This window comes from Staphylococcus sp. IVB6240 (assembly GCF_025558425.1).
GTDB lineage: Bacteria > Bacillota > Bacilli > Staphylococcales > Staphylococcaceae > Staphylococcus.
Genome location: NZ_CP094718.1, coordinates 1,605,571 through 1,629,813, shown reverse-complemented (window position 1 = coordinate 1,629,813; position 24,243 = coordinate 1,605,571). Strand labels below are relative to the sequence as shown.

Genomic DNA, 24,243 nt, shown 5'->3' with positions numbered 1-24,243 from the left:
TATTGAAAAATGAAGGAATGGACACGTGAAGCACGTTATCGCAAGGTAGAAGATGCAACGACGGAAGAGTTAGAAACGTTAAAAGAATCAGTTCAAAAGTCTCAATATCGTCAAACCTTTCATATTCAGCCATCAACAGGTCTACTCAATGATCCGAATGGGCTGATTTACTTTAATGGTGAATATCATATGTCACATCAATGGTTCCCGCTTGGGCCTGTCCATGGTTTGAAATATTGGGATCAGTATAAGAGTACAGATCTTGTACATTATCGTCATGATGCGACAATATTAAAGCCAGATACGAAGCATGATAGCCATGGTGTTTATAGTGGCAGTGCTTTTGAATTTGAAGGGGCACTGTATTATATGTATACAGGCAACCATCGTACAGAGACATGGGAGAGAGAAAGCGCCCAAATCGTCGCAAAAGTTACTGAAGCGGGACACGTGGAAAAAATCTTGCCACCTGCAATTCCAGCGCCACCAGAAGGCTATACACAACATTTTAGAGACCCTAAAGTGTTTACAAAAGAAGGGACGCTCTATGCATTGATGGGTGCACAACGTGAGAATGAAACAGGTTGTGCAGTGCTCTATGAAGCGGATTGTCCAGAAGGGCCTTGGTCATTTAAAGGTGAGATTCAGACGTCGTTAACAGACTTTGGATATATGTGGGAATGCCCTGACTATTTCCAAATCAATGGAAAAGATGTATTGGTATTTTCGCCTCAAGGGATTAAACCAGAAGGCGATCGTTATAAAAATATTTATCAAAGTGGCTACATCATTGGAGAATTAAATTTTGAAACACTTGAAATGACACATGGTGAATTTGTAGAGTTGGATCAAGGTTTTGATTTTTATGCGCCACAAACATTTAGAGATGAAGTTGACCGTCGCGTGATGATTGGCTGGATGGGCTTACCAGATACCGATTATCCAACTGATGAGGAAGGTTGGGCACATTGCCTAACTGTACCAAGAACATTGACGATTGAAGATGGGAAGTTAAAACAAAAACCTCATATGCACTTGCGTAAATTACGTGGTCATAGAGAAACGGCACTTGGCTATGCGAATAAATTCTTGAAACAGTTGCACCCATATGAGGGAGAGCGTTATGAACTGGTAGTGGAAATATTAGATAATGATGCGTCTGCCATTGAATTTCATTTAAGAGCCAATAAACAAGAAGCCATCGTGATTCGCTATGAAACAGCATCACAAATGATTATGCTAGATCGTACGGAAAGTGGACACCTTCCATCACCAGTTGAAGGAACAGTACGACGCACACAATTAGAGACACCACTACAGCAGTTACGTATTTTTGTCGATACATCCAGTATTGAAGTATTCTGTAATGAAGGAGAACGTGTCTTAACATCACGTATTTTCCCGAAAAAACAAGCAAATAAAATTAAAGTAGCTACAGATTCAGGACAAGTTTATTTGAAAATGACAAAATATGACATCGAGGAGGCACAACAACATGAGTAAAGCATTTTATGCAATTGGCGAAGCATTAATTGATTTTATTCCAACTGAACGCGATCAATTATTGAAAGATGTGAATGGCTTTATGCCACAAGTCGGCGGTGCGCCATGTAACGTTGCTGCTGCAGTACAAAAGTTAGCGGGAAACAGTCAATTGATTACACAACTTGGGCAAGATGCATTTGGGGATCGTATTGTGAAAACACTAGAAGAGTTACATGTTGGGACACAGTGGATTTCACGTACTTCAGAGGCTAATACAGCATTGGCATTTGTGAGCTTAACAGCAAGTGGAGAACGAGATTTTTCATTTTACCGTAAACCAAGTGCAGATATGTTATATTCAGCAGACAATATTGCAGACATTCCTTTAAAAGATGAAGATATGATTCATTTTTGTTCTGTCGCATTAGTAGAAAGTCCAATGAGAGATGCACATGAAGCATTGTTGGAAAAAGCACATGATGTTGGTGCGACCGTTGTTTTTGATCCAAATGTTCGTCTGCCTTTATGGGATGATCATCAAGCTTATCAACAGACGATTCAATCATTTATCCCGCGCGCACATATCGTAAAAATTTCAGATGAAGAGCTGACATTTATTACACAAATTGAAGATGAGGAACGTGCCTTACAATCATTATTCCAAGGGCAAGTTGAAGCAGTCATCTACACACAAGGTGGGGAAGGTGCGTCACTTATCTTTAAAGATGGTGCCACTTTCACATCACGTCCAAACCCAATCGAAGTGGTAGACACAACAGGTGCGGGCGATGCATTTATCGGTGCAGTGATCGCAGAATTAATGACATCTGTAGACAAACCAATAGAGATGCTTCAAGCACATGGTGAACAAATTTTAACATTCGCAAATCAAGTTGCCGGCCATGTTGTTCAAAAATATGGTGCCTTATCAAGTCTTCCAACACGAGAAGAATTATAATATATGATAAAAGACCTAAAGCCTGAATGGCTTTAGGTCTTTTAACTTAGATTTTTTTAATATTACGCACAGATGCGTAACAAAATTCTCCATTTTTAAAGTGGACGACCCGTTCTTTCGGTTCAACGTTAGAAATGTTATGACGGTTTAGTACGAAACTATTATGACAGCGGAAGAATCGTTGATCCACTTGTGATAATTCTTTAAGCTTGCCGTAAAACTCTACTTGTCGATTGTCTAAGTGGGCGATCACACGATGTGATTTAGGTGAAGACTCAAAGAACATGACATCATCATAATGAACATATTCTGAACCACTTCCACGCTTCAATTCAATCGTTTCAACTGTCTCTTCCTTAGTGAGCAAATTAAGGCGATCCAGTGCAGTTTCTAAACAATCGATAACGCGTTTCTTCAGCTGATCAGGATCGTCCTTAAAAATAAAATCCATCGCTGCAACTTTATAGACAAATGTTAAATAGGTTAATTCGCTATGACTCGTTACATAGACGATATTGCCAATTGGATCATGCTTTCGAATCTCACTACCCACTTTAATACCATTGATATCTGATTCCAATTGAATATCTAAAAAGTAACAGCCAACATCCGTTGAATGCTTGGAGGCGTTAATCAATTCATAAGGATCATCCGTTGAAAGCGCAATTTCCATCGGCTTTTCCTCAATCATAATATACGTATTGATGATCTCTTCCATTCGCGCGCGTTGTTTCGGATCATCTTCGCAAATGAATATTTTCATATAGAACCCTCCTATGGCATATCATTCAAAATCTCTAGTTTTTGTATAAAGTATTGGTTATCAATCTTCGTATCAAGTAACACATTGTCTGTGCTATCAGTGATTTCTTTTAAAGTTGATAATCCAAGTCCACGATTGGATCCTTTTGTTGAGAATCCTTCTTTAAACAATGTATGTAACTTTGGAAGATTTTCTGGTGCTTTGTTCATAATGATAATAAGTACAGAAACGTCAGTCTGAATAAATGCGATTTGAATCATAGGATCTTCTACGGATAATGATGCTTCAATTGCATTATCCATAATAATACCGAGCACACGACTTAGGTCGATAATAGGCATATTAATGTCGGTAATCTCATCTGCCACTTCAACACTAATATTAATATGATGTTCTTGTGCTTCAATAATTTTAGTCGTCATCATGCCTTTAATTTCTCGGACTTTTAGCTTTTCCACCCCATTCAACTTGAGCGCATTATGTTCAAAGTGATCTTTAATAGGGTGAATATGCTTTTCATAATAAGCTTTAAGCCCTTCTAGATCATCCTCTCGTAAATACTCCGACATCGTCGATAACATGTTGATATAATCATGACGAAACTTGCGCATATGATTGTTAATTTCTTCAATTTGTAACGTATATTTATAATAATCTTCAATTTCTTGCTTGTTACGGCGATACGTTAATTCTCTTGAAGCGGTAATTGAAATCATAATCACGAGAATAGCGAAAGTGATGAAATAAACAATAATGACTACTGCGATCGTTTTCATATCTTCTATCGAGCGGACTTTGGCAGGTGTTGAGAGATCAATCAAAATGAAAAACACCGTCAAAGTGACTGCAAGGAGTACAAGATATAGCTTATTCACATAGAGCCATGAAACCTTTAAAAAGCGCATGAGATATTGAAATAATAACGCAAATACAATAGCGCAACCTACAAATGTCACCAAATACAATACATCTCTAAGGTAAATAGGATAATGATGTGTGGTGAGATATTCGTACAATAATAAGGATAGGAAGTCACTGAGTATGAGAATTAATGCGCCCATTATGACACTGATAATACCAATCATTTTTTGCTTTTTAAAAAAGAATATAAAGAAACTTAATATTAAATAAAACAAGGTTATTTTTCCAAAGAATATAAATAAAACAGTAGAAGGGACTACAATCCCTATCAGCATAGAGAGGTAATCCCTTCGTGTGTATTTTGGTTTATCAATTAAAATTAAATGCGTAACTGAAAATAAAACTAAAACTTGAACGACTGTTATGATGACAATACGAATCATTTCCAATTTTATACACACTTTCTAGTTTAGGATAATATTATTTATCGAGTTCTAATAGTTCACGTGGAATTTCTGGTTCGTCAAAGAAACATGTACAAGTATTAATCCATCCGAAATTACCAATTGCTTTAAAGATATTCGTGAAGAAACTGATGATTGCATCTAAAATATTCATGATCAATTTGCCTCCTTAGGGAAAAATATAGGTAGTAATGTGCTTGCTTGTAGTGCAACGCCAAAACATATTAATTGTTGGTATGGTGCTGGAACGACAAGGGCAATGATGAGGACTATCGTTGTAACAATGACTGCTTTCACTTTTAGTCCATGACGTCGAGACGCTTTAATGGGTTGTTTTTTAGTGGCAGCAGGTGCATATATGATCACAATGATCCAGCCTATGAGTGCTAAAACAAACATAAACCAGAAAGGGATCATGAAGTGTACGATAGCTAACGGCACCAGTACAAATAATATCATGTTTTGGATATGGCACATCAGCGAAGACTTTGCATGTGCACCATGTGAAAAACGGCGTACAAGAATATAACTTACGTGAACAGTTAGTGTGTATAAAACAGTGTTTAAGAGGAGAGCAAGACCATACGTTACAATCGCTTTGAAAAAGTTGATGGCGACAATTTGAATGCCGAGTCGTAATTTTAAAAAGTCGATGTGGTCTAAGTTTTGATGTTTTTGTATTTTTCGAGCTAATGTCTCAATACCATTATCAATGATTTGCAAGGGCTTTCCTCCTTGTTTCATATTATAGATGATAACGTTTCACGAAAGTCGTTTTTTGCCTAACTGTTGTGTTTTAATGCCTAACTGTCAATATTTGCTATGATAAGCTTATTTTAACATATAAAGAGAACAGATAAGCACCTATATCAGCCATCTACGCAATAATGCACACAAATTGGAAAAAGCATGTTGTAATATAAGCAACATCACTTTAGTCATTCAATACATAATCTTGAATCGTGACTGAAGCTGATTCACCCTAATGTTGTATTCTTCGCTCAGTGTACACATGAAGGTAGAAAGTTGATTTGTAATATTTTGTGAGTAGGAGGTGGCAATAATGGTAGCAGATATCTTAGGTACAATCGTTGAATTTGTAAAACTTATTGCTAACACAGTACAAAAATTTACGAAGTAGTCCCGTTTTTTCAGACAATGATTAGAAAGTATTAAATATGAAATTCCCAAGTTTCATATTTAATTAGAAGCATCTTAAGCAGCAAGGTATTAATATTGTTCATAATTCCCAACCATAACATAAAGATAATAGTAATATTTGAAATGTATTACATTCCCTAATACGAAATAAAGCATACAAGTCTCTCCCAAACTTGTCTGCTTTGTTATGGTGCGAATATTTATTTTTTAGCATAACGGTAAACATCCGGGCGCATATTATCAAAAACTGGAATAGCCTGACGTTGTGCATCGACTGTTGATAGGTCTAGGTTAACGGTACAAACTTTTTCTTCTTCAGATGTTTCTGCGATAATGACACCGTTCGGATCGATGACCATCGAATGACCTGCGTATGTTGTTTTGCCGTCTGAACCACAACTATTCACTGCAACCACATACATATCATTTTCTATGGCACGCGCCTGAAGTAGTTGACGCCAATGATTTAAGCGAACATCTGGCCATTGAGCAACATAAAAAATTATTTTTGCACCTTCTGCGGCAGGGTAACATGATAATTCTGGGAAACGCAAGTCATAACAAATGATTTGTGAGACAGGTGTACCGTCTGATAGATTAAAAGTATGTGGCACATGATCTCCAGCAGTTAAATATTTAGGTTCATCTAACATAGGTACTAAATGAATTTTATTGTATTGATAGAGTATGTCACCTGTACGACTGACTGTGAGGGCAGTATTATAAAGATCATCTACTTCATGATTGGACACAGAGCCTGCTACAATGTCTACATCATATTGTGTTGCAAGTTGTTGTAAAAAAGGTTTTGTACGTGATAATGATTGGTCCGCTTTTTGTTGAAGTTCTGTTAATGCATAACCATTGTTCCACATCTCTGGTAATACAACCACATCTGTATCAGAATCGATAGCATGCCCAAAGAGATCTGTTATCTTTTTTTCATTTGCCGTAATATCACCAGGTGTTATATTAAATTGTAATAATTGTATCTTCATCAAAACACTCCTTGTCGGAAAGTTATAAATAAAGTTTACTAAATAATCCGACAATTATCAAAGTGAATGAAATACATGTGATCTTAAGAAGTAGTAGTAATTACATTGGAAAACACTTATAATGTGATAGGTAAATTGAAAGTAAACGATGATAACAAACTTAATTGTTAGAAACGTTGATCGTTGAACTATAGAAGCGGAATGTTAAAAATCATATCAGATACCTTATTTCTTATGGTTTTATCATTTTATCTATTTTGAAAGGATGGTTATAGATGTCCCAACACTTTTTAAAAAAATATATGTTAGCCAGTTTGACGTCAATCATGATAATGGGTGCATCACAAGCCTATGCTGAAGAAGTGAATGAAGTGAGTGAACCACAAACTGATGAAACTACTGAAACTAATATAGATCAGCCAAAAACAGCGCCAGATGAGCCAGAGATTGATACTGGAGAAGCAGTCGAAACACCTGATACTGATATGACAGAAACACCAAGGCAAGAAGATCAGAAGAATGAGGAACCATCAGATCCACCAGTGGTTAAAGAAGAAGATGGCTATGAAGAGCCACCTTCTGTTGAGACCAAACCTGACTCAGCTATCATTACAGAAGAAGGTCAAGAAGAAATGGAAGATCCAACAGATGAAGATGTAACAGATCAATCATCATCTGGGCAGTCATCACAAGGTAACCCGTCATATCAACCATCAGCACAGCGTCAAAATATACAACAGGTCCATGACAATGCAGCATTGTTATCTTCACCGGCTGCCGCTCATTTGCATACTAGTTTTAAATACAATCCACTTGCGATGGAACGATTTGAACAGATCACTACGAAAGGGACTGTGAATCAAGCGTCTATTCAGTCATTAGAACAGAAAGTGACGTTTAAAGATAATGAATTTCTCAATCGTATACAGCAAGATTCGGATTATTTTCGATATCAAGCCTTTCGTCCGTTAGCGATAAAAGATTATTACAAGAATCTTGATAAACAAGTACTTGGCTTAATTACAGAAGAAATTGGGAGCATGCCTGATTTGAAAAGCAACAATAAGAAGCCTATTGCATCGCGTCAACATGAAGATAAAGAGCAACAAATTGAGCAAAAGCAGACATTTCATGATGTACGTGATGATAAAGGAGACGATATCGACAATAACGAAGCAGAGACACATCCATTTGGTTGGCTCATTTTTGGTTCGTTAGGTATCGTATTTGCAGGTGTTGTGTATTTCTTATTTAATCGAAAAGGTTTGTAGACAAGAACGAGGTTGTGAAAGGAGCGTTTAGGATTTGAGCAGAATCAGAGCAATGAGTAAAATTGCTTTTTAATTTATCGAATTGCGAAATTCTGTTGAAAATCCTGCTCCTTGAACACTGACAAGAAATGGGATAGGGCTGAGACATAGTGCTCAGCGCCATCCCATTATCTTTTTTCTAAAATGCGCTAAAGTGTATAGATACAAAACGCATTAATCTAGTTATCCTCTTTACCACTCTTTTGACTTTTGGCAAAGATGGCCATGGCCTCACTCATGAATTGCGACAATCCTTCTCCATATTGATCAATATGATCTGTGAAACGCGCATCCTGAATATAAAGTTGTCCTAATCCAGTGAAAGCTTCCAGTGAATAATGACTGAAATTTTTATTTAAAAAGTGATACCATTCTTTAATAGCTGCTTGCACTTTTTGTGATTCAGGAGAATGATCACGAAGGTTTGCCAGTTTGTTAAAAATCATATCCCATTTCTCCGATAAATCTTGTTGTCCATCTTTTGACATGCTTTCAAGTTTTGCATTTGTTTCATTCACAGCATCATCACCCCAACGACGACGTGCCTCTTGTTCATATTGGTTATACTCCGTACTGAATCCATTAAATCTTTCTTTATTTGTCATTTGAATACCTCCTGTTAAATGTTCAATTGTTTTATCTACTGTTTCAATCATGTTATCAATGTTATGGCGTTTCTCTAATAACATTTTTCTCTGTAAAATCAAAGCTTCATGTTGATCAAAAGAAGGATTGTTTAAAATATTTTTAATCTCATGTAACGTAAACCCAAGTTCTTTAAAAAATAGTATTTGCTGCAGTGTTTCCAAATTTTGTTCTGAATAGAGTCTGTAACCTGAATCAGTTATTTCTTCAGGAATTAACAATCCAATTTTGTTGTAGTGATGTAGTGTACGGATACTGATGCCAACTAGATTTGCAACATCTTTTACTTTCATGGTCATGGCTTTCACCTCCTTCAATAACAACTATAGGGTATGACGTAACGTTAGGGTCAAGGGGGATGATATAGCAAAATTTAAAATACTGGCATTTTTAATAAGGTAATAGTACACTTATATTGTATAATATTTCTGATTATTCAGTAAAAAAGACGACCCAATGCAGCTATAATCGTTAAATATTTTTACTCTCAATGTTTTTCATTTATTCCCAAAAGGTGGTGTATCTAGCGGTATAAAAGTGCTTGACAAATATTGTGAATTAATTCACAATATAGGTGTAGAGAAAAGAAAGTACATTTGAAAAACGAAATGACGGAGGTAATGAATATGAAAGCTGTTGTTGTAAATAAAGAGAGTACGGGTGTAGAAGTAGTAGAACATGAAATGCCAACAATTGGTCATGGTGAAGCGTTAGTAAAAGTTGATTGTTGTGGTGTTTGTCATACAGACTTACACGTTGCACATGGTGACTTTGGTGCAGTACCAGGACGTATTTTAGGACATGAAGGTATCGGTATTGTTGAAGACATTGGCGAAGGTGTAACATCACTAAAAGTGGGAGATCGCGTATCTATCGCATGGTTCTTTGAAGGCTGTGGACACTGTGAATACTGTACAACAGGTCGCGAAACATTATGCCGTAGTGTTAAAAACGCAGGATACAGTGTTGATGGTGGTATGAGTGAATATGCCGTTGTCACAGCTGACTATGCGGTTAAAGTACCAGACGGTTTAGATTCAGCACAAGCATCATCTATTACATGTGCAGGTGTTACGACTTATAAAGCAATCAAAGAAGCGGGCGCTGCACCAGGTCAATGGATTGCCGTATATGGTGCGGGTGGTCTTGGTAACTTAGCGGTTCAATACGCTAAAAAAGTATTCAACGCACAAGTTGTTGCTGTAGATATTAATAATGACAAACTTGAGTTAGCGAAAGAAGTAGGTGCCGACTTAATTGTAAATGGTAAAGAAGTAGAAGATGTGGGTGCGTACATTCAAGAAAAAACAGGTGGTTGTCACGGTGTTGTAGTAACAGCTGTATCTAAAGTAGCATTCAACCAAGCAATCGATAGTGTTCGTGCAGGTGGAACAGTTGTTGCTGTTGGTTTACCATCTGAATACATGGACTTAAGTATCGTAAAAACAGTACTTGACGGTATCCGTGTTGTCGGATCTCTTGTAGGTACACGTAAAGACTTAGAAGAAGCATTCGCATTTGGTGCACAAGGGCTTGTCGTACCAGTTGTTGAAAAAGTTTCTGTAGACGAAGCACCAAAAGTATTTGAAGAAATGGAAAAAGGTACTATCCAAGGACGTAAAGTACTCGACTTCTCAAAATAGTCGAATGACATAAAAGAAAGACCTTGTTCTGAAGTGATCAGAACAAGGTCTTTTGTGTGTTATATGAAGAATAAAATAAATTGTGCTTGTTCGATTGCTTTTTCCATGACTTCTTCTGGAATTGAAAATTGAATGAGCGCGACGAGTGCGTTTTGAGCCATATGAATACCGATTGACACACTTAAACGTTTTGTGTAGATATAAAATCCAGAGAAGATAACACCCATCACGAAGTAAACAGCAAAATGTATTAAATCAGCATGTGCCACTGCAAAAATGGCAGAACTGATTGTTGTCGCGATGATGAATTTCGTTACAGGACTGGCTTTAATCGCATTGTAAATTTCACCGAACAACACTTTACGGAAGACAAATTCTTCAAGTAAAGGACCGACAATCGCAATCAAGATGATGAGTATCGGCATTTGGCGGGCAATACGCATAATACGCAATGTATTTTCACTTGCAGGACTTACGCCTAATAGTTGTGCACTGATTAAGTTAGTGATAATCTGTGCAATAAATACAATGACAAGACCTACTAAAATCCAGACAATGATATAACGTTTTTCTTCTTTTCTTTGTAATTCAAATTGATAGGGATTTTTGATCATTGGCTGCATGCATAAAATCAATATTGCGGCAACGATAAAAGCAATCACTTGCACATATGTAACTTGTTGCAGTTGTGTGTTTGCTGACTGCGAATCAATCCAACCAGCCATTAAGGCAACTCTTGGTGTAAACTGTGCAGCCATATAAATCACAACAGTTAAAATAGACACGATGATACGGTTCATCTGTGTAAGACCTCCTCTCACTCCACAACTATTCTAAAGCATTCTCTCACATACAACAAACATTAAAAGCGTTCCACTTGATATTTTGACCAAATTTGATTAATATAAAACATGTATTAGCACTTGATGTCGATAAGTGCTAAGTAGAAGGTAACAATAAGGAGGCACATATCCATGTTAAAACCATTAGGAAGCCGTATTGTAATAGAGAAGAAAGAACAAGAACAAACAACGAAAAGTGGTATTGTATTAACAGATTCAGCAAAAGAGAATTCAAATGAAGGCGAAGTTGTCGCAGTAGGACCAGGTCGTTTATTAGATAATGGACAACGTGTTGCACCAGAAGTTCAAGTTGGTGATCGTGTTGTATTCCAACAATATGCAGGAACAGAAGTGAAACGCAATGACAAGAAATATCTTGTTTTAGATGTTGAAGAAGTATTGGCAATTATTGAAGCATAGAAGATCAAATCATAAACACACAATATAATGGAGTGAATTTAAATGGCGAAAGAACTTAAATTTTCAGAAGATGCACGCCAAGCAATGCTACGTGGCGTTGATCAATTAGCAAATGCTGTAAAAGTCACAATTGGACCAAAAGGGCGTAATGTCGTTTTAGATAAAGAATTTGGTGCACCATTGATTACGAATGATGGTGTCACAATTGCAAAAGAAATCGAGTTAGAAGATCCGTATGAAAATATGGGTGCAAAACTCGTTCAAGAAGTTGCAAACAAAACAAATGAAATCGCAGGGGATGGCACAACAACAGCAACAGTTCTTGCACAAGCGATGATTCAAGAAGGGCTTAAAAACGTCACAAGTGGCGCAAACCCTGTCGGCATCCGTCAAGGCATCGATAAAGCAGTAGCTGTCGCAATCGAATCATTACATGAGATTTCTCAAAAAGTAGAAAATAAAGAAGAAATTGCGCAAGTAGGTGCTATTTCTGCGGCAAATGAAGAAGTAGGTCGTTATATTTCAGAAGCAATGGAAAAAGTAGGGAACGATGGTGTGATCTCTATTGAAGAATCAAATGGTTTCAACACAGAATTAGATGTCGTTGAAGGTATGCAATTTGATCGTGGTTACCAATCACCTTATATGGTGACAGATTCTGATAAAATGACTGCCGAATTAGAAAATCCGTATATTTTAATTACAGATAAGAAAATCTCATCATTCCAAGATATCTTGCCGTTATTAGAACAAATCGTTCAATCAAGTCGTCCGATTTTAATCGTAGCAGATGAAGTAGAAGGCGATGCATTGACGAACTTAGTATTAAACCGTATGCGTGGTACCTTCACAGCCGTTGCAGTGAAAGCACCTGGATTTGGTGATCGTCGTAAAGCGATGCTTGAAGACTTAGCAATTCTTACAGGCGCACAAGTGATTACAGACGATCTTGGTTTAGACTTGAAAGAAACAACAATTGATATGCTTGGAACAGCAAGCAAAGTGGAAGTAACAAAAGATAACACAACAGTTGTTGGTGGTAATGGTGATGCAACAAACATCGATGCACGCGTCAACCAACTTAAAGCACAAATCGATGAGACGGATTCAGACTTTGACCGTGAAAAACTTCAAGAACGTCTTGCAAAATTAGCAGGTGGTGTAGCAGTAATCAAAGTCGGTGCTGCAACAGAAACAGAATTAAAAGAACGTAAATTGCGTATTGAAGATGCATTAAACTCAACACGTGCAGCGGTTGAAGAAGGAATCGTTGCAGGCGGTGGAACAGCATTAATGAATATCTACAAAAATATCGAAGCCATTGAAGCAGAAGGAGATATGGCGACAGGTGTGAAAATTGTATTGAAAGCATTACAAGCACCAGTCCGTCAAATCGCTGAAAATGCTGGTTTAGAAGGTTCTGTGATTGTTGAACAAATGAAAAATGCAGAGCCAGGTATTGGTTACAATGCAGCAACAGATGAGTGGGTAAACATGCTTGATGCAGGTATCGTAGACCCAACAAAAGTAACACGTTCAGCATTACAACATGCAGCAAGTGTTGCAGCAATGTTTTTAACAACAGAAGCCGTAGTCGCAAACATTCCTGAAGATAAAGGCAACGATATGCCAGCTATGGGCGGCATGCCAGGCATGATGTAAAAAGACCGTTGAACACCGTTATATCAACGTTTTTAATGCTCAATGGTCATAATTTGGTCATAGAAATTTTAAAATAATTCTTTTGAGACGTTTTCCATGAGTTGGCTAAACTTTTGGGAAGCGTCTTTTTTGTATGAATTTGTGATTTTAGCGTAAATGTTCATTGTGGTGTTAATATCTTTGTGACGTAAGCGTTCCTGAATTTCTTTAATATGTACACCAGCTTCAATAAGCAATGCACAATGTGTATGTCTGAACGAGTGAGTGGAGATGTTTTTATTAATATCGGTTTTTTTAAGTATAGCTTTTATCCATAATTGAAGTTTCTTTATCACAAGTGGATAACCATTATTATCTGTGAATACAAAATTATTATCTATATATAACTCATCTTTCCATTTATCTTGTACATTCACTTTATAGTCTTTCAGTAAATTAATTATTTTTGGGTCAACAGAAATCTTACCAATTGAAGAATCAGTTTTTGGTGTGAGTATCTGATATTTTTTCTTATTATTGTTTGGATTGTAATAAGTTTTTGTAATGCTAATCGTGTTGTTCTCAAAGTCAATATCAGCCCATTTTAATGCTAGTAATTCACCAGCACGCATGCCCGTATAGGCTAATGTGATAAAGACTTCAAAACTATTTTGTGGTGAATGATTATATTTTGCCACTTGTAAGAACTCTACTAATTCATCTTTTTCTAGGAATTTTTTATGTATTTCAGTTTCCTCTAATTCTTCAACTGTACGTTTCTTTTTAGGGCGTCTAATATTATCACTAGGAAGTGTTTTGATTAATTTCATTTCATGAGCATACTTAAAAATCATATTAGTAGATGACACAATACTATCAACATAATTCTTGCTATATTCTTTTGTCATATCGTCCACAAACGATTGATAGTCATGCTTTTTGATACTTTGTATAGGATATCTACCAAATCTTTGTACAGCGTGGCATATGGCTTTGTGGCGCACTCTGACGCTACTTATTTTTGCATCATTGGAATAATGTTTAATCCAGTCATCAGCAACCTGTTTAAACGTATGTGAAGATGGTGCTATATATTCACCAGTACGCAATTGTCGTTCAATCATTTCAGCATGATGTTTAGCATCTGATTTACGTTTGAAACCTGATTTAGAGATATATTCATATTTGCCAGTAGTCGGATTCTTACCAGTGGAAATACGGTAACGCCATGTGTTGCCACGTTTTTCATATGTTGCCATAAGGTTCACCTACTTAATATTTAAATAACGCTTTAAGAAGTCGTTAAATTCATTGGTAATATCATCGTACGCTTCTTTACTACCACTCATTTTATGTTGTCGTAACATTTGTAGGAGGACAGAAATAAATAGTAAATTATCATCTTCCGTTTTTTCTAGTTCATAAAAGTTATATATATTATTAAAATAGTGTACGTCTCTATATTTTAAGTCGCGTTGAATTAAATCTAATAAATTACTTTTTAGATTCAATTCGCTTTCCATGTTAGTTTTAGAAATTTCGTGACTTAATTTTGACATCATTTCTCTTTTCTCTTTGTCATTTAAATCCCTAAGCATTTTATTACCACTAGTCAAGTAAGCTACTGAAACGTTGAGCTTTTTTGCGATTTTTTCAATTGTCTTAATCCCTAAATTCTTTCTATTATTTTCTAAATCGCTTAAATAGGATTGAGAAATTTCTAAAGAAGTCGCCAGCTGGCTTTGTGTTATATTTTTTTCTTTGCGTATTTTTCTGATATTATCGCCAATATTCATATATTTTCACCTCATGATTAATAATAACAAATTGTTCGTTAAAAAGAAAAAAATTTTTTGTAAAAAACTATTGCATTTAATTAAACTGTATATTAACATATAGGTATATCGCCGATAATGATATTTACAAATGAATTTTGAGTATTTTTTTAATCCAATATATCGCCGATAATGATAAAAAGGAGGGGTAGAGATGGGTGTCCTAATCAATACTAATAACTTTAAAAAAGCAATGTTTTTAAAAGGGTTTAATTTATCTGACTTGTCAAACAAGGCAGAAGTAAGCACTACGTATTTGAGTCAAATTGTTAATGGTAAGAAAATACCTAGCCCAAAAACTAGCAAAAAGATTGCTGACGCCTTAGGTGTTGAAATTGAAGATATTTTTGAATTTGTATTAAAGGAGGCATAACCAATGATTAAACAACTATTCAATAACAAAGAAATCCGTTTTATTGAAAAAGACGGTGAGTATTGGGCAGTAGCGAGTGATGTTGCAAAAGTATTAGGTTTTAGAGATGCATTCAATGCTACAAAATATTTACCTGAACATGTAAGAGGTACTCTTAAAGGTAGTACCACATCAGGTAAGAAGAAAGCTAGAAAATTTCAAGATTATACAGTAATTAATGAAAAAGGTATTTATCGACTTGTAATGCGTTCTAACAAGCCTGAAGCTGAAGATTTCCAAGATTGGATTTGTGACGTATTGGTTGAATTACGACAAGCTACTGGACTCAAAGGATATGAAGCCTTCCGCATGTTAGATAAACAAAAGCAAAAAGAAGCCATGGCTATTATTCAAAGAGCACATAAATCAGATAAACAAATCAACTACATTAAAGCCAATACTATTGCAAATAAAGCCGTATCAACTGCTTTTGGATATGAAAAGATGATTGGCAAAGAAGAAATGACACCAGATATGTTAGAGGTGCGTCAAGTTATTCTTGATGATGTTGTTAAGCTAACTGAAACGAAAAATCAATTTAATCTTGATATTAAAGTAAGCAAAAGTATTTATGACAAATATGGGGTGGGTTAAATGTTCAACATTAACATTGATGAAAATGAAGCACGTGAAATGTTCCAAAAAGCCATTGATGAGCGTATTGATGAGCTGGCACATGATAAATACTTTATGACTTATAAAGAGTTATCAGAGTATCTGAATCTAAGTAAACCAACTATTGAGGCGTTACTCATTAACAACGGCATGAAGTACTATCGTGTTGGTACGACATATCGTTTTAAGAAGTCTGATGTAGATGAATTTATGAATAATATCACATCGCAAATGGACATTCACAATAACGATTTGAAAAAACTAAATAAGGTGGTCACACGATGAAACAACAAGTCATTATTACAAAGACGATTGTCGGCTGGTACAACATTAAGGATACAAATCACAATCTACTTTTAAATGTATCCCCACAAGTATTTGAACAGAACTTTCCTGAAGTGAATAATGATGTTCAAATTGCAGTGTTAGAAATGGATTTATCAAGAATTACAGAAATTAAAAATAAGAAAAAGGTAGGTAGTTAAAATGAAAATTAAGCAAAGATATTATTTGTCGAAAGTAGTTAAATTGATTGAAAAAGTATTAGATGAGAAGGATAAAGAAGTTTTCTTATCAGCTAAAGACAGATTTCATTCAATGACAGAACATAAGTATGATGACACTACTTTTTATGAACGATTTTTAAAGTCAGTGCATGAAGAATTGTTTAATATTCTTGCTGAACTAGATTTTGAAGATGAAGCATTTTCTATTATTGAAGAAGTGACTGCGACATTAGATGATGTGAGACACGAGACACAAAAAGTTTACCATTATAGCGTTATTAATGAAAAAGGCGAACATAAACACGCAACAGATCGTAAAGGTCACATAATCGGAATGTTAGAGTGGGCGTTGGAATATATTGTAGGAAATATCGAAGTGGAGGAATACTAGGTATGAATATCGAAATTAGATGGCTTATGGAAGAAATTGAGATTATTAAAGAGAAATTAGAAGATTTAATTTCAACGCATAGCTGGTTTATTGATGATGTATTTACTACGCATAATCTGAAAAGTATGGAAGAAGTACAAATATATGGATATGCGTACAATGAACACCGCATTCACTGTGAACAGTTATTCGATTTGTTGTACATGTACACTGATAGGTTAGACAAGAAGATAAACGAGTTTAAAGAAATAGAAAAAGCGTCATCAGCGAAGTTTGGCGACGGAACTGATAACGCATAGTAATTTTAATGAAAGGAGCTAATAAATGCCATGTTCAATTTAAAGCACGATGATGAACTTCTTATTCTATTATATCAAAGTTTAACATCTAAGGGAACAGAAAATGTAAAAAATATTAAGTGGTCTGACTGGTGCGAGTTTTTAACTCGTCCAGTTGTCAGCCATGATAAATACGCTAATAAACTAGCGATATACGGTGATGTTGCTGATGCTGAAGGTATATCACACCGTCGTTTAAAAGAAAATGTGATGTATCGACAAGTATTTTCATTGGATTATGATGACATCGACGATATGAACAGATTTCTCGATAACGTCAAAAACAAGATGAGACACTTCGCTTACTTCATATACAGCACCTACAGACACCGTGACAAGCAAGATGAACATGATAAAGATTTGCGTCCTAGATTTCGGCTATTAATTCCGATTGATGACATTGTCACACCAGATGAATATACAAAGTATGCTAGGGCATTATCGAGGTATATCGGAGAAGTGATTGATGAATCATGCTTAAAAGCTATCCAATTATCGGCATTACCCGTAATTAGTAGCAAATATGCACCATTCCACTGGCATATCAATGACGCACCATTCATTACACGTGCACAATTGGACAGTTGTCTAGCGAAATATCCTCTCGATGCAACTGAGGGCGAATCTCAGAACATCAAGGTTGCATATAACAAACGAGGTTCAGAATATTGGCGTGATATTGCATTCGGAGTGGCAGAAGGTGGACGGAATCAAGCATTAGCATCAGTGATTGGACATTTATTGCGAAGATATGTTGATGGTCATTTAGTGTACGGATTAGCTCTTGCTTGGGGCGAAAGTTGTAATCCTCCATTGCAGGAAAAAGAAGTTGCTAAAATATTTAATTCAATTTTAAGAATTCATTTGCGAGAGAAGGAGGAAAAAAATGGATAAAATCAGTAACATCGACGACCATTTACTAGAGAAATACAATGAAGAAATTGAATATGACGACAAATTCAATCACACGAAGTTCAGTGAGATGTTAGCTAGAAAATACAATATGATTATGATAGATGAAAATATTCATTTTTTTAACGGTGAATTTTACCAGCATTTAGACGAGGAAACAATTAGGCAAATGACTTATTTGGAAATGCCAAATATTAAAGAGCATCAGAATCGTGAAGTGTTTTACAAAATTAAAGCGATGTCGATTAAATTTAAAGATGAAGAATTAGAGCCACATAAATTAGTGCTTAACAATGGCGTTTTGGATCTAAAGACACATCAACTTCATAAGCATTCGGCTAACCATATTTCGACGTCGAAAATTGATGTGACTTTTGACCGAAGTAAAAGAAGTAAAAAACTTGAGGATTTTATTAAGAGCATATCAGATGAAGATGCCCAAATTGAAAAACTTATATATCAAATTATAGCGTATTGTTTGTATAAAGAAAACTTTATTGGGAAAACTATTTTCTTTTATAGTGCAGGAGTTAAAACTAAAAATGGAAGTAACGGTAAATCAACGATACTTCAATTAATTCAAGATTTCATCGGTAAAAGGAACACGACATCTCTTAAATTTAAAGATTTGAGTCACGAATTTAAACCAGCACGACTAATGGGCAAAATGGTTAATATTGATGATGACATGGATAACACATACATCAAGGACACAGGGAACTATAAATCAATTGCCACAGGGAATCGAATTAATGTTAATCCTAAAGGTAAACAAGATTTTGATTTCACCCCGCATAACAAACTTCTTTTTGCAGGCAATAATATACCACAGGCTAGTGATAAAACAGATGGATTTTATCGCAGAATGGTTATTGTCCCAATGAATCGCACATTTGGCGATGGACATTATCCTAAAGAGTTAGGGCTCAATAAGAAGTTAAATAATCCCGATGTTATGTCTGCATTATTAAATAAGTGTTTGGAACATTTGCCCGAATTGCTAGAAACAGGTGACTTTACTAAAGTTAATGAAAGTAATGATTTAATTCAGAGCTACAAATATGAAAATGAACCTGTGCGCCACTTTTTGGACATGGAAGGCGAAAGACCTATTCACCCCGTAGATGGCAGGGCGAGAGAAGTCGCGTATGAAATTTATCGCCAATGGGCTAAGCGTTATGGTTATGAAGTGATGAAGGTTCATAATTTAACTAAAGAATTAATCAGATTAGGGTACACAGTGGAACGTGTTAGATCACCTTATAAAGGTTATGGTATAGATTTTTATCACAAAAAAAGTAAAGTTCTTTATGATGTGGCGCCATATGATACTGATGACAAGTACAGTGACAAAACAAACGTTATTAAACCTAGAAAAGGTAGCAACCTGTATAAAAAAATTAAATCTGTGTACGGGGAGTAGATGGAAAAGTTACTACATATCAGAAAAATTACTACAAAGCGCGTTAAACACCTTTATTATCGCTTTTTTAGTAGTAACTTATGTAGCTACATATTGATAAATGTAGTAGAAATTCATATAAGGTAGTAACTTATGTAGCAACTTTTTATAAATGAAGTAACTTATGTAGTAGGTTTATAAAATTGTTTAATTACTCAAAACTCCTTTTGTAGCAATGTTTTGAACGATTATGTAGCAACTTTTGGCAAATGTAGTAACTTTTATTCCTACACTCCCTACACACAAATATAAATAGAATGGAGAATTAAAATGACTAATATTAATAAACCAGAACACTTTGAAGAATTAAATGAGATAAAGAAAAACGCATTACTCGAATTTTGTTACTCAATCAATAAAATTAAATCTGTGTACGGGGAGTAGATGGAAAAGTTACTACATATCAGAAAAATTACTACAAAGCGCGTTAAACACCTTTATTATCGCTTTTTTAGTAGTAACTTATGTAGCTACATATTGATAAATGTAGTAGAAATTCATATAAGGTAGTAACTTATGTAGCAACTTTTTATAAATGAAGTAACTTATGTAGTAGGTTTATAAAATTGTTTAATTACTCAAAACTCCTTTTGTAGCAATGTTTTGAACGATTATGTAGCAACTTTTGGCAAATGTAGTAACTTTTATTCCTACACTCCCTACACACAAATATAAATAGAATGGAGAATTAAAATGACTAATATTAATAAACCAGAACACTTTGAAGAATTAAATGAGATAAAGAAAAACGCATTACTCGAATTTTGTTACTCAATCAATAAAATTAAATCGTTTAACGTAAGACGTTCCTCATATGGATTAAAGCACGTATTTGAACGTAAATATAGCGATGCGTTGTCAGGCACTTTTGAGGGTAGTTACATCACAAATGGTCAGTTTAAAGGCGCAATGTTAAAAGCTGGATTCAAAGTTAAAGATGAAACTCGTCTAAATTGGCATTTTAATGCAAGTGAAAAAAGTATTAAAGAATTAGAAGTTAAATACGTAAACCCTTACCACAACTAGCTTTATATACCCTAGTGTGGTATAATTTAGATGTATAAATCGAACGTATGTACTTATTTGACGAACAAATATTCTGTAAAGAAGGTGAAGATGTGCCGAAGTGGTTAAATAAGATGTTAGGACTTGAAACTATTGAGCGTACCACTGCACAACAGTTTGAAATGCTCACAGGTGGCTTTAAGTCATTATCTCAATTTTCAGGTGATGCATATTCAAACGACATATATCGTAGTGCAGTAGATACCATTGCACGCCATATTGCGAAGTTATCAGGCAAGCATGTAAACAATACGAAAGATTTTAATAACTATAAAATTAACAGAATCTTACAAAATAGACCCAATCCGTATATGAGTGGTTATGACTTTTTATATAAAGTGGCCACACAATACTACTTGTTCAATAACGCATTTATCCTTGTACAAAAGGACAATAAAGGCAACTTGAAAAACTTATATCCGTTAACACCAAGTAGTGTTGAATATGTGGTTGATGGTGTAGGTGAAATGTACCTAAAATTTTTGTTCAACGATGGTGAAGTTGTCCATTTTCATTTATCAGAAATAGCCGTGTTGCGTCGTCACTTTAACTCTAATGAATTACTCGGTGATAACAACGATGCAATCATGAATACGTTACAACTTGCGCACACACAAAATGATGGTATGACTGAGGCAATTAAGAATTCTGCTCAAATCAGAGGTATTCTGAAATACAATCAGGCATTGAGTCCTAGTAAGTTAAAAGAAGCAAAAGAAGAATTTACAAACAATTATTTATCAATGGCAAATAATGGCGGAGTTGTTCCATTAGATACGTCGATGGATTACCAGCAATTAAATATATCAGATGTTCAGGTGGATACGTCCCAAATAAAAGTGATTAAACAAAAGATATATGAGTATTTAGGAATCAATGAAGCTATTGTGACAGGTAGTTATGATGAGAACACATGGCAAGCGTTCTTTGAATCAGTCATTGAACCTTTCGCTATTCAGTTATCCTCAGAGCTTACCGAAAAGATTTTTACTGAACGTGAACAGTCTTTTAGCAATCGCATTATATATGAATCATCAAAATTACAGTATGCAAGCAATCAATCGAAATCAACGATTATCAAAGAATTGTTGCCACTCGGCTTATTGACCATTAATGAAGCACGTGACTTAATGAACTTGCCTCATGTTGAAGATGGAGATGAACGCATACAAAGTTTGAACTATATTGAAAAAACATTAGCAAAGAATTATCAAATGGCAGATAAGGAGGTTAAGGCAGATGAAGGAAATTAGAAGTGCAGAAATACAAACAGATTCCCAAAGTAACGAAATGGTACTTGAGGGAACAGCAATTGTATTTAATAAACCAACGCAGATTACTACGCCTACAGGATCATATACCGAAATCATTAAACGTAATGCGTTAGATGGCTTGAAGCTCAACGATACACGACTTTTAGTGTCACATGATGTGAACCGTATACCACTAGCGAAATCACCTAAGACGATGGATATATGGACTGATGATATTGGTATGCATTTCCGCGCGACCTTACCAGATACGGAAGAAGCCCGCTCTGTTTATACGGCAGTAAAACGGGGCGACCTCTCAGGTATGAGTTTTGGTTTCACAGTATCTGACGGTAGTCAATATGATGTGAATACACGCACACGTACTATAACTAAAATTGATAAGGTGCTTGAGTTTAGTGTTGTGAATTATCCTGCATATGCAGAAGCAAGCGTAGAAGCACGACAACAAATTCAGGAAGCTGAACTTAAACACAAAGCAAGACAACAAGCCTTAATCGGTTTGAACAAATTACAATCAAAGGAGTTAAAATAAAATGTTTAATACAGTACAAGAAGCATTTAATCATTATCGTAATGCGTCACTTGAAGATATTGAAACACGGGCTGGTGAAATTAGAGGCACAATCGAAAATGACCCAGAAGCAGACGTGACAAAGTTAAATATTGAAATTGAAGGCTTAAATCAAGCTAAAGAAAACATTAAAGAAAAGGAGCAAGAACAAGTGGAAAATCGTTCATATAACCCTATTACAGGACAACAATTTAAACAAAATAATGAAGTTCAAAATAATAATGTATTCGGTACAGAAGAATACCGATCAGCATTCTTTAAGAAAATGTTAGGACAAGAATTATCAGATGTGGAACAACGTTCATTCAATCACGCTATGGATATTCAAAAATCAGAACACCGCGCAGATGAATTTACTTCATCTTCAAATGCATCAGCAGTCATACCAGAACAAACATTAAACGAAGTGATTCGTCGTGCGCGTACACAAGGTGGCTTACTTGCAAATGTACGTTCATTCAATATGCCTACAAAAATCCGTATCCCAATTAGTACGCCACAAGAGCGCGCCGAATGGCATACTGAGGGGGCTAAAGTAGAGGCAGACAAAGTAGTTACAACAGCGGTATCTTTTGAAGCGAATGAGATTATTAAAATCTTTAGTATCTCAGTGAAAGCTAAAACGATGAGTATTTCAGCATTTGAATCATATCTTGTTGAAGAATTGACTAACTGCGTTGTAGAAGCGATCGAATACGCATTGATTAATGGTACGGGTAACAATCAAGGTCAAGGTATATTGACAGGTATCACATGGAATGATGAAAACAGCTTAGAGCTTACAGGAAAATATACTGATTTCACAAAAGCGTTGGGAATGTTAAAACGTGGTTATGCACAAAATGCAAAATTCGCTATGAGCAATGCAACGTTATATAACACAGTGTATGGCGTTGAAGATGGTAATAAACGTCCTATCTTTGTACAAGATGCGCAACGTGAGAATGTTGGTTATATCTTCGGTAAGCCAGTCATTATTGATGACAATATCGAAGACGGCACAATTCTATTAGGAGACTTTAACTATCTCGGTTACAACTTACCGCAAGGCATTATGCTTGAATCTTCTCGTGAGTCTTCATTCCGTTCAGGCTTGATTGACTATCGAGCAATGGCGGTCGCAGATACACGCGTTTTAGTTGATGATGCTTTCGTTAAGTTAACAAGTGCTTCATCTGATGTAGGAGCGTAATAAATAACTAGGGCATCAGTTAATAGCTGGTGTCCTTTTTCATAAGGAAGTGAAACAATGATTATATCAATAGAAGATGCACGTAACGCATTAAGGATAGATGGGGATTTCAACGACGACATCATCACTCCATTAATCGAAACTATTCCTAACTACTTATATCTAACCACAGGCAGAGATTGGTTAGATGAACCAGTAGAACCACTTGCACAAACAACAGCTAAGTTTATATTGCAATTGTGGTTTGACCCACATACACAAGACAGTGAGCGATTAAAACGTACAATAGATGGACTATTGGTATCTTTGACAGCGTTAGGACGTGAGTATAATGGTTAGAAGTATTCCACATTCGTTTTATAAAAGTAGTGAATGGGTTAAGTGCAGAGATAGTTATATGTCGAAACAGCACTATATATGTGAGCGTTGCGGTGGGTTAGCGTCTATTTGTCATCATAAAATACATTTGAATGCTGAGA

29 protein-coding genes are annotated in these 24,243 nt (G+C 35.5%); 20 read left to right on the top strand and 9 right to left on the bottom strand.

Going from position 1 to position 24,243, the window contains the following annotated elements; all coding sequences use genetic code 11:
- Positions 1 to 9 precede the first annotated feature (9 nt).
- Positions 10 to 1,503, top strand: coding sequence for a sucrose-6-phosphate hydrolase (locus MUA88_RS08095; RefSeq protein WP_262603681.1), 1,494 nt, complete (start codon positions 10 to 12; stop codon positions 1,501 to 1,503).
- Positions 1,496 to 2,443, top strand: coding sequence for a carbohydrate kinase family protein (locus tag MUA88_RS08090; protein WP_262603680.1), 948 nt, complete (start codon positions 1,496 to 1,498; stop codon positions 2,441 to 2,443). Before MUA88_RS08095 ends, MUA88_RS08090 begins: the two co-directional genes overlap by 8 nt.
- 46 nt (positions 2,444 to 2,489) lie before the next feature.
- On the opposite strand, the gene agrA is transcribed toward MUA88_RS08090, so the two are convergent.
- The 4 genes from agrA to MUA88_RS08070 are packed head-to-tail and all read right to left on the bottom strand — an operon-like array spanning position 2,490 to position 5,254.
- A complete protein-coding gene (gene agrA / locus MUA88_RS08085; protein WP_262603679.1) occupies positions 2,490 to 3,206 on the bottom strand; it encodes a quorum-sensing response regulator AgrA in 717 nt (238 codons plus the stop codon).
- A gap of 11 nt (positions 3,207 to 3,217) precedes the next feature.
- Entirely contained in the window at positions 3,218 to 4,510 is a 1,293-nt protein-coding gene (gene agrC, locus MUA88_RS10965; RefSeq protein ID WP_481906577.1) for a quorum-sensing sensor histidine kinase AgrC, read from the bottom strand.
- Positions 4,511 to 4,547: 37 nt separating this feature from the next.
- Positions 4,548 to 4,685: a cyclic lactone autoinducer peptide AgrD gene (gene agrD / locus MUA88_RS08075; RefSeq protein ID WP_262603677.1), complete on the bottom strand. Its 138-nt coding sequence runs from the start codon at positions 4,683 to 4,685 to the stop codon at positions 4,548 to 4,550.
- A gap of 2 nt (positions 4,686 to 4,687) precedes the next feature.
- Positions 4,688 to 5,254: an accessory gene regulator AgrB gene (locus MUA88_RS08070; protein WP_262603676.1), complete on the bottom strand. Its 567-nt coding sequence runs from the start codon at positions 5,252 to 5,254 to the stop codon at positions 4,688 to 4,690.
- 340 nt (positions 5,255 to 5,594) lie between these two features.
- On the opposite strand from MUA88_RS08070, the gene MUA88_RS10960 reads away from it, so the two are divergent.
- The gene (locus MUA88_RS10960; RefSeq protein ID WP_481906576.1) at positions 5,595 to 5,672 is read left to right on the top strand and encodes a delta-lysin family phenol-soluble modulin; all 78 of its coding nucleotides are present in this window, start codon (positions 5,595 to 5,597) and stop codon (positions 5,670 to 5,672) included.
- Between the two features lie 220 nt (positions 5,673 to 5,892).
- Here MUA88_RS10960 and MUA88_RS08065 read toward each other — a convergent pair whose 3' ends face one another.
- Positions 5,893 to 6,690, bottom strand: coding sequence for a carbon-nitrogen family hydrolase (locus MUA88_RS08065; RefSeq protein WP_262605370.1), 798 nt, complete (start codon positions 6,688 to 6,690; stop codon positions 5,893 to 5,895).
- Positions 6,691 to 6,965: 275 nt separating this feature from the next.
- Here MUA88_RS08065 and MUA88_RS08060 point away from each other — a divergent pair, with 275 nt between their 5' ends.
- A complete protein-coding gene (locus MUA88_RS08060; protein ID WP_262603674.1) occupies positions 6,966 to 7,961 on the top strand; it encodes an SdrH family protein in 996 nt (331 codons plus the stop codon).
- Positions 7,962 to 8,179: 218 nt separating this feature from the next.
- Here the strand turns inward: MUA88_RS08060 and MUA88_RS08055 are convergent, their stop codons facing one another.
- The gene (locus MUA88_RS08055) at positions 8,180 to 8,944 is read right to left on the bottom strand and encodes a MerR family transcriptional regulator (protein WP_262603673.1); all 765 of its coding nucleotides are present in this window, start codon (positions 8,942 to 8,944) and stop codon (positions 8,180 to 8,182) included.
- A 327-nt stretch (positions 8,945 to 9,271) separates the two neighbouring features.
- On the opposite strand from MUA88_RS08055, the gene adhP reads away from it, so the two are divergent.
- Positions 9,272 to 10,288 carry an alcohol dehydrogenase AdhP gene (gene adhP / locus MUA88_RS08050; RefSeq protein ID WP_262603672.1) on the top strand — a complete coding sequence of 339 codons (1,017 nt, stop codon included), beginning with the start codon at positions 9,272 to 9,274 and terminating at the stop codon, positions 10,286 to 10,288.
- A 59-nt stretch (positions 10,289 to 10,347) separates the two neighbouring features.
- Here adhP and mroQ read toward each other — a convergent pair whose 3' ends face one another.
- Complete coding sequence (gene mroQ, locus MUA88_RS08045) at positions 10,348 to 11,088, bottom strand: intramembrane glutamic endopeptidase MroQ (protein WP_262605369.1); 741 nt, start codon at positions 11,086 to 11,088, stop codon at positions 10,348 to 10,350.
- Positions 11,089 to 11,262: 174 nt separating this feature from the next.
- Between mroQ and groES the strand changes: the two genes are divergently transcribed.
- Together groES and groL are read left to right on the top strand one after the other, a co-directional pair.
- Positions 11,263 to 11,550, top strand: coding sequence for a co-chaperone GroES (groES, locus tag MUA88_RS08040; RefSeq protein WP_262603670.1), 288 nt, complete (start codon positions 11,263 to 11,265; stop codon positions 11,548 to 11,550).
- Between the two features lie 42 nt (positions 11,551 to 11,592).
- A complete protein-coding gene (gene groL, locus MUA88_RS08035) occupies positions 11,593 to 13,212 on the top strand; it encodes a chaperonin GroEL (protein ID WP_262603669.1) in 1,620 nt (539 codons plus the stop codon).
- 68 nt (positions 13,213 to 13,280) lie between these two features.
- On the opposite strand, the gene MUA88_RS08030 is transcribed toward groL, so the two are convergent.
- Positions 13,281 to 14,450, bottom strand: a complete 1,170-nt coding sequence (locus MUA88_RS08030) for a site-specific integrase (RefSeq protein ID WP_262605368.1) — start codon at positions 14,448 to 14,450, stop codon at positions 13,281 to 13,283.
- Positions 14,451 to 14,459: 9 nt separating this feature from the next.
- Positions 14,460 to 14,987, bottom strand: a complete 528-nt coding sequence (locus tag MUA88_RS08025; protein WP_262605367.1) for a helix-turn-helix domain-containing protein — start codon at positions 14,985 to 14,987, stop codon at positions 14,460 to 14,462.
- A gap of 193 nt (positions 14,988 to 15,180) precedes the next feature.
- Between MUA88_RS08025 and MUA88_RS08020 the strand changes: the two genes are divergently transcribed.
- From MUA88_RS08020 to MUA88_RS07960, 13 genes are all read left to right on the top strand, one after another.
- Positions 15,181 to 15,399, top strand: a complete 219-nt coding sequence (locus tag MUA88_RS08020; RefSeq protein ID WP_262605366.1) for a helix-turn-helix domain-containing protein — start codon at positions 15,181 to 15,183, stop codon at positions 15,397 to 15,399.
- A 3-nt stretch (positions 15,400 to 15,402) separates the two neighbouring features.
- The gene (locus tag MUA88_RS08015; RefSeq protein WP_262605365.1) at positions 15,403 to 16,032 is read left to right on the top strand and encodes a BRO-N domain-containing protein; all 630 of its coding nucleotides are present in this window, start codon (positions 15,403 to 15,405) and stop codon (positions 16,030 to 16,032) included.
- Positions 16,033 to 16,338 (top strand): helix-turn-helix domain-containing protein, encoded by a 306-nt coding sequence (locus tag MUA88_RS08010; RefSeq protein WP_262605364.1) that lies wholly within the window; start codon positions 16,033 to 16,035, stop codon positions 16,336 to 16,338.
- Positions 16,335 to 16,538 (top strand): pathogenicity island protein, encoded by a 204-nt coding sequence (locus MUA88_RS08005; protein ID WP_262605363.1) that lies wholly within the window; start codon positions 16,335 to 16,337, stop codon positions 16,536 to 16,538. Before MUA88_RS08010 ends, MUA88_RS08005 begins: the two co-directional genes overlap by 4 nt.
- A 1-nt stretch (position 16,539) precedes the next feature.
- On the top strand, positions 16,540 to 16,950 hold the full coding sequence (locus MUA88_RS08000) for a pathogenicity island protein (protein ID WP_262605362.1): 411 nt from the start codon (positions 16,540 to 16,542) through the stop codon (positions 16,948 to 16,950).
- 2 nt (positions 16,951 to 16,952) lie between these two features.
- Positions 16,953 to 17,249 carry a type II toxin-antitoxin system toxin TscT gene (gene tscT / locus MUA88_RS07995; protein WP_262605361.1) on the top strand — a complete coding sequence of 99 codons (297 nt, stop codon included), beginning with the start codon at positions 16,953 to 16,955 and terminating at the stop codon, positions 17,247 to 17,249.
- 30 nt (positions 17,250 to 17,279) lie between these two features.
- Complete coding sequence (locus tag MUA88_RS07990; RefSeq protein ID WP_262605360.1) at positions 17,280 to 18,182, top strand: primase alpha helix C-terminal domain-containing protein; 903 nt, start codon at positions 17,280 to 17,282, stop codon at positions 18,180 to 18,182.
- The gene (locus tag MUA88_RS07985; protein ID WP_262605359.1) at positions 18,175 to 19,623 is read left to right on the top strand and encodes a DNA primase family protein; all 1,449 of its coding nucleotides are present in this window, start codon (positions 18,175 to 18,177) and stop codon (positions 19,621 to 19,623) included. The genes MUA88_RS07990 and MUA88_RS07985 overlap by 8 nt, the downstream gene beginning before the upstream one ends.
- A gap of 732 nt (positions 19,624 to 20,355) precedes the next feature.
- Entirely contained in the window at positions 20,356 to 20,688 is a 333-nt protein-coding gene (locus MUA88_RS07980) for a hypothetical protein (RefSeq protein WP_262605358.1), read from the top strand.
- Between the two features lie 47 nt (positions 20,689 to 20,735).
- The gene (locus tag MUA88_RS07975) at positions 20,736 to 21,980 is read left to right on the top strand and encodes a phage portal protein (RefSeq protein WP_262604580.1); all 1,245 of its coding nucleotides are present in this window, start codon (positions 20,736 to 20,738) and stop codon (positions 21,978 to 21,980) included.
- The gene (locus MUA88_RS07970; RefSeq protein ID WP_262604581.1) at positions 21,967 to 22,533 is read left to right on the top strand and encodes an HK97 family phage prohead protease; all 567 of its coding nucleotides are present in this window, start codon (positions 21,967 to 21,969) and stop codon (positions 22,531 to 22,533) included. Before MUA88_RS07975 ends, MUA88_RS07970 begins: the two co-directional genes overlap by 14 nt.
- Position 22,534: 1 nt before the next feature.
- Complete coding sequence (locus MUA88_RS07965; RefSeq protein WP_262604582.1) at positions 22,535 to 23,764, top strand: phage major capsid protein; 1,230 nt, start codon at positions 22,535 to 22,537, stop codon at positions 23,762 to 23,764.
- 57 nt (positions 23,765 to 23,821) lie between these two features.
- Complete coding sequence (locus tag MUA88_RS07960; protein WP_262604583.1) at positions 23,822 to 24,103, top strand: head-tail connector protein; 282 nt, start codon at positions 23,822 to 23,824, stop codon at positions 24,101 to 24,103.
- Positions 24,104 to 24,243: the final 140 nt, after the last annotated feature.